1 protein-coding gene is annotated in these 5261 nt (G+C 69.0%); it reads right to left on the bottom strand.

Annotated features, from left to right (window positions below):
- Positions 1-5014: SDR family NAD(P)-dependent oxidoreductase (locus ACFPIJ_RS64080; protein WP_380129388.1), on the bottom strand; the 5014-nt coding region annotated here is incomplete at its 3' end.
- Between the last annotated feature and the right edge of the window lie 247 nt (positions 5015-5261).

Below are 5261 nucleotides of genomic sequence, written 5' to 3'. Positions count from 1 at the left end.
TACGACCCGACAACACCCACGGCACCACCGGCAACGACCCCGCCAACACCGGCAACGACTCACCCGACAGCGATGAAGGGTTCGGTTCTTCTGCCGTGGGGGCCTGCTCCAGGATCACGTGCGCGTTGGTGCCACTGATCCCGAACGACGACACCCCGGCCCGACGCGGCCCCCCGGACTCCGGCCACGACCGGGCCTCCGTCAACAACTGCACCGCACCGGACGACCAATCAACATGCGGCGTCGGCTCATCCACGTGCAACGTCGCAGGCAACACCCCAGCCCGCATCGCCAGCACCATCTTGATCACACCGGCCACCCCGGCCGCAGACTGGGTATGACCGATGTTCGACTTCAGAGACCCCAGATACAACGGCTCCCGATCGTCGCGCTCCTGCCCATAGACCGCGAGCAGCGCCTGCGCCTCGATCGGATCACCCAACACCGTCCCGGTGCCGTGCGCTTCAACGGCATCCACCTCACCAGGCGACAGGCGCGCGTTCGCCAATGCCTGCCGGATCACCCGCTGCTGCGAGGGGCCGTTCGGTGCGGTCAAGCCATTGCTCGCACCGTCCTGGTTCACCGCACTGCCGCGCACCACCGCGAGCACCGGATGCCCCAACCGCTGCGCGTCGGACAGCCGCTCCAACAGCAACAGCCCGGCGCCCTCGCTCCACCCCGTGCCATCCGCGGCCCCGGCGAAGGCCTTGCAACGCCCGTTGACAGCCAGCCCCCGCTGCCGGCTGAACTCAATGAACATGACTGGTGTCGCCATTACGGTGACGCCGCCGGCCAGCGCGAGTGAGCTCTCGCCCTGCCGCAGCGACTGACACGCCAGATGCAACGCCACCAACGACGACGAACACGCCGTGTCCACCGTGACCGCCGGCCCCTCCAAACCGAACGTGTACGCCAAACGACCCGATGCCACGCTCCCGGCGGTGCCGGTGAGCCAGTGCCCCTCGAGGCTCTGTCCCTGGTCCAATCGCTGCTCGGCGTAGCCCTGATAGTTGGTGCCGGCGAACACCCCGGTGTCCGTGCCCCTCAGCGAGCCAGGGTCGATGCCCGCCCGTTCAAACGCCTCCCACGCCATCTCCAACAGCAGGCGCTGCTGCGGATCCATCGCCAACGCTTCACGCGGGCTGATCCGGAAGAACCCCGCATCGAAGTCCGCAGCGTCGTACAGGAACCCGCCGTCCCGCACATAACTGGTTCCCGACCGATCCGGATCCGGGTCGAACAGCCTCTCCATATCCCAGCCCCGGTCAACCGGCCACTCCGAAATCCCGTCACCACCCGACGCGACCAGATCCCACAACCCCTCCGGAGACCGCACACCTCCCGGCAACCGGCACGCCATCCCCACGATCGCGATCGGCTCATCCATCGACACCGACACCGGCGCCGTCGCGATACTCTTCGCCTCAGCCGTCCCAGCGATCTGCTGTGTCAGGTAGGCGGCCAGCGCGGTGGGGTTCGGGTGGTCGAACACCAACGTCGTCGGCAACCGCAACCCAGTCACAGTCCCCAGCCGGTTGCGGAGCTCCACCGCGGTCAGCGAGTCGAACCCGGCCTCGGTGAACGCCCGCTCCGGGTCCACCGCGGTGGGGCCGGCGTGGCCCAGCACCGCGGCGATCTCGCCCCGGAGCACGTCCAGGACCACCGCCTGCCGCTCTGTCGCCGTGACCCCGGACAGCCGCCGGGACAACACCGACTCACCCCCGGAAACGGTAGCCAGCTGGCGGCGGGTCGTCCGCCGCACCAAGGCCCGCAACAACCCCGGAACCGGACCGGTCCCGGTCGACCGTAGCGCTTTGGCGTCCAGCAGGGCTGGGACGAGGTTCGCCGGTGCGGACAGCCCGGCCTGCACGGCGGTGTCGAACAGTTCCAGGCCCTGCTGCGCGGTCAACGCCGTCACACCCGAACGGCTCATCCGCGCCAGATCCGCCTCGCTGAGATGACCAGTCATCCCACTGGCCTGTTCCCACAACCCCCACGCCAACGACACCCCAGGCAGACCCGCCGCCCGACGGGCGTGCGCCAACCCGTCCAGGAACGCATTCGCCGCGGCGTAGTTCCCCTGACCAGCAGACCCCAGCGTCCCCGCCACCGAAGAGAACAACACAAACGCCGACAGATCCATGTCCCGGGTCAACTCATGTAGATGCCACGACCCGTCAGCCTTCGGACGCAACACCACGTCAATCCGCTGCGGGGTCAGCGCCGAGACCACCCCGTCGTCCAACACCCCAGCCGCGTGGACCACCGCCGTCAACGGCCGATCCACCGCCACGCCAGCCAGCAACGCCGCGACCGCATCCCGGTCAGCGACGTCACACGCCACGACCTGCACCTGCGCGCCCAACCCGGACAGCTCCTGCTGCAACTGCACCGCGCCCGGGGCATCACTTCCCCGACGGCTGGTCAACACCAGATGCCGCACCCCATGCCGGGCCACCAGATGCCGGGCCACCAACGCCCCGATACCCCCGGTCCCGCCGGTCACCAGCACCGTGCCCTGCACGTCGATACCCCGCGGCACGCTCAGCACGATCTTGCCGACGTGCCGGGCGTTGCTCATGTACCGGTACGCCTGGTAAGCATCGCGCACGTCCCACGCCGACACCGGCAGCGGCCGCAGCGCTCCGGTCTCGAACAGCTTGACGAGCTCGGTCAGCATCTGCCGGATCCGGTCCGGCCCCGCCTCGAACAGGTCGAACGCCCGGTACCGGACCCCGGGATGCGCCGCGCCGATCTGTTCCGCGTCCCGGATATCGGTCTTGCCGATCTCGATGAACCGACCGCCCGCCGGCAAGGTCCGCAGCGAGGCGTCAACGAACTCCCGGGCCAGGGAGTTCAGCACGACGTCGAAACCCCGGCCCTGCGTGGCCGTCAGGAACTGCTGTTCGAAGTCCAGCGTCCGTGACGATGCGACATGGTCACCGTCGAGTCCCAGTGCTCGCAGTGTTTCGGTCTTGCCCGCACTGGCAGTCCCGAAGATCTCAGCGCCGAGATGCTCCGCCAACTGCACCGCTGCCATCCCCACACCGCCGCTGGCAGCATGGATCAGCACCGACTCACCGGCCCGCAACCCAGCCAGGTCGATGAGCGCGTAGTACGCCGTCAAGAACACCACCGGCACGGACGCCGCTGTCGTGAACGACCACCCAGCAGGAATCTTCACGACCAGCCGATGATCCGTGGTCACCACCGAGTGCAGGCCCTGCACGAACAGCCCCATCACCCGATCACCGACCACAACATCGGTCACCCCGGCACCGACGTCGACGACCGTCCCCGCACCCTCCAAACCCAGTGGTCCCGGACCGTCCGGATACAGATCCAACGCGTTCAGAACATCACGGAAATTGACCCCTGACGCCTGCACCGCAATCCGAACCTGACCAGCCTCAACAGGCTCATCAGCCGGCGAATGCGGCACCAGCCCGACGTTCTCCAGCACCCCCCGCTTGGAGACATCCAGCCGCCACGCAGCCACAGGAACCGACATGGCGTCGGCAGCCGTCCGCACCAACCGGGGAACGAACGCACTCCCATCACGGATCGCCAGCTGCGGCTCATCCCCACCCAACACCGCCGGCAACACCCGCGGCGACGCCGGACGGGCATCCACATCCACCAACACGATCCGGTCCGGGTTCTCCGACTGCGCCGCGCGCACCAACCCCCACACCGGCGCCTGCACCACATCGACACCAGCACCGGTATCGACGCCGACCGCGTTGCGGGTCAGGACCACCAGCCGGGCCGTGCCGAGCTGGTCATCGGCCAGCCACGACTGCACCAGCTCCAACACCCAACCCGTCACCGCCCGCACCCGCTCGCCGACCTCACCATCAGCACGCACCGGGATGTCCGCGGCCAGCACCAGATCCGGCACCGGCACGCCACCAGCGACCGCCTGCCGCAACCCGGCCAGATCCGGATACTGCTGCACCCCCGCCCCGACGGACTGCAACGCCCCGACCAACCCCGACCCATCCGAGCCGAGCACCGCCCACCGCGCCGACGCCGGCACCGACCCGACACCGGTCGACGTCACCCAATCGACCTGGAACAGGCGATCCGCCAACGCCCCACCACCAGCTGCGGTGGCGAGCTGCTCAGTGGTGACCCGGCGGGCCACCAGCGACTCCACCACCGCCACCGGCACCCCGGCCCCGTCAGCCACGTCCAGCGAGAGCCCGTCATCACCTACCGGGGTCAACCGCACCCGCAACACCGCGGCGCCGGCAGCGAACACCGAGACCCCCGACCACGCGAACGGCAACCGCAACCCGTCATCGCCATGGGGTAGACCAGCATCAAGCAGGGCCGGGTGCAGCGCCGCGTCCAACAGGGCCGGGTGCATCCCGAACAGGCCGGCGTCCTGCGCAGCCGGCTCGGGCAGGGCGATCTCGGCGAAGACTTCGGCATCGCGGCGCCACACGGCCTGCAGGCCCTGGAACGTCGGCCCGTAGCCGAACCCAATCTCCGCCAACCGCTCATACAAACCGTCGACGTCCACCGCCACCGCACCGTGCGGGGGCCACACGGTCAGATCAAACGCGGGCGCCGACACCACCGGGGACACCACACCGGTGGCGTGACGCACCCAACCATCGCCGTCGTTCTCACCGGTGTCGGGGCGGGAGTAGATGTTGACCGGCCGCCGACCCGACTCCTCCTGCGGTCCACCGACCCACACCTGCACCTGCACCGCACCGTCCGGCGGCAGGACCAACGGCGCCTGCAACGTCAACTCCTCCAGCGCACCGCACCCGGCTTCCTGCCCCGCACACACCGCCAACTCCACAAACCCGGTCCCAGGGAACAACACCGCACCAGCCACCACATGATCAGCCAGCCACGGATGCGTACGCACCGACAGCCTGCCGGTCCACAACACCCCCTCACCCTCAGCCAACGCCGTCACCGCACCCAACAACGGATGCCCAGCAGCCCCAAGACCCGCCGCCGTAACATCGCCGACAGACGACATCGCCGGCTGCAACCAGAACCGCTCCCGCTGGAACGCATACGTCGGCAGGTCGACCCGGGTAGCGGGAACGCCGGCGAACACTGCCGGCCACCGCACCCCCACCCCAGCGGTGAACGCCTGAGCCACCGCCAGCAGCAACGACTCAACCTCAGCACCTTCACGACGCAACCCAGCCACACACACCGACCGCTGCCCCGCCGCTGTCTCGGGCAGGTTGTCCTGGACCATCGCGGTCAACGCCGCACCCGGACCCAACTCC

Source organism: Dactylosporangium cerinum (genome assembly GCF_042653625.1).
Lineage (GTDB): Bacteria > Actinomycetota > Actinomycetes > Mycobacteriales > Micromonosporaceae > Dactylosporangium > Dactylosporangium cerinum.
The sequence above is the reverse complement of the archived record's forward strand: the minus strand, read 5'-3'. Positions and strand labels throughout refer to the sequence as shown.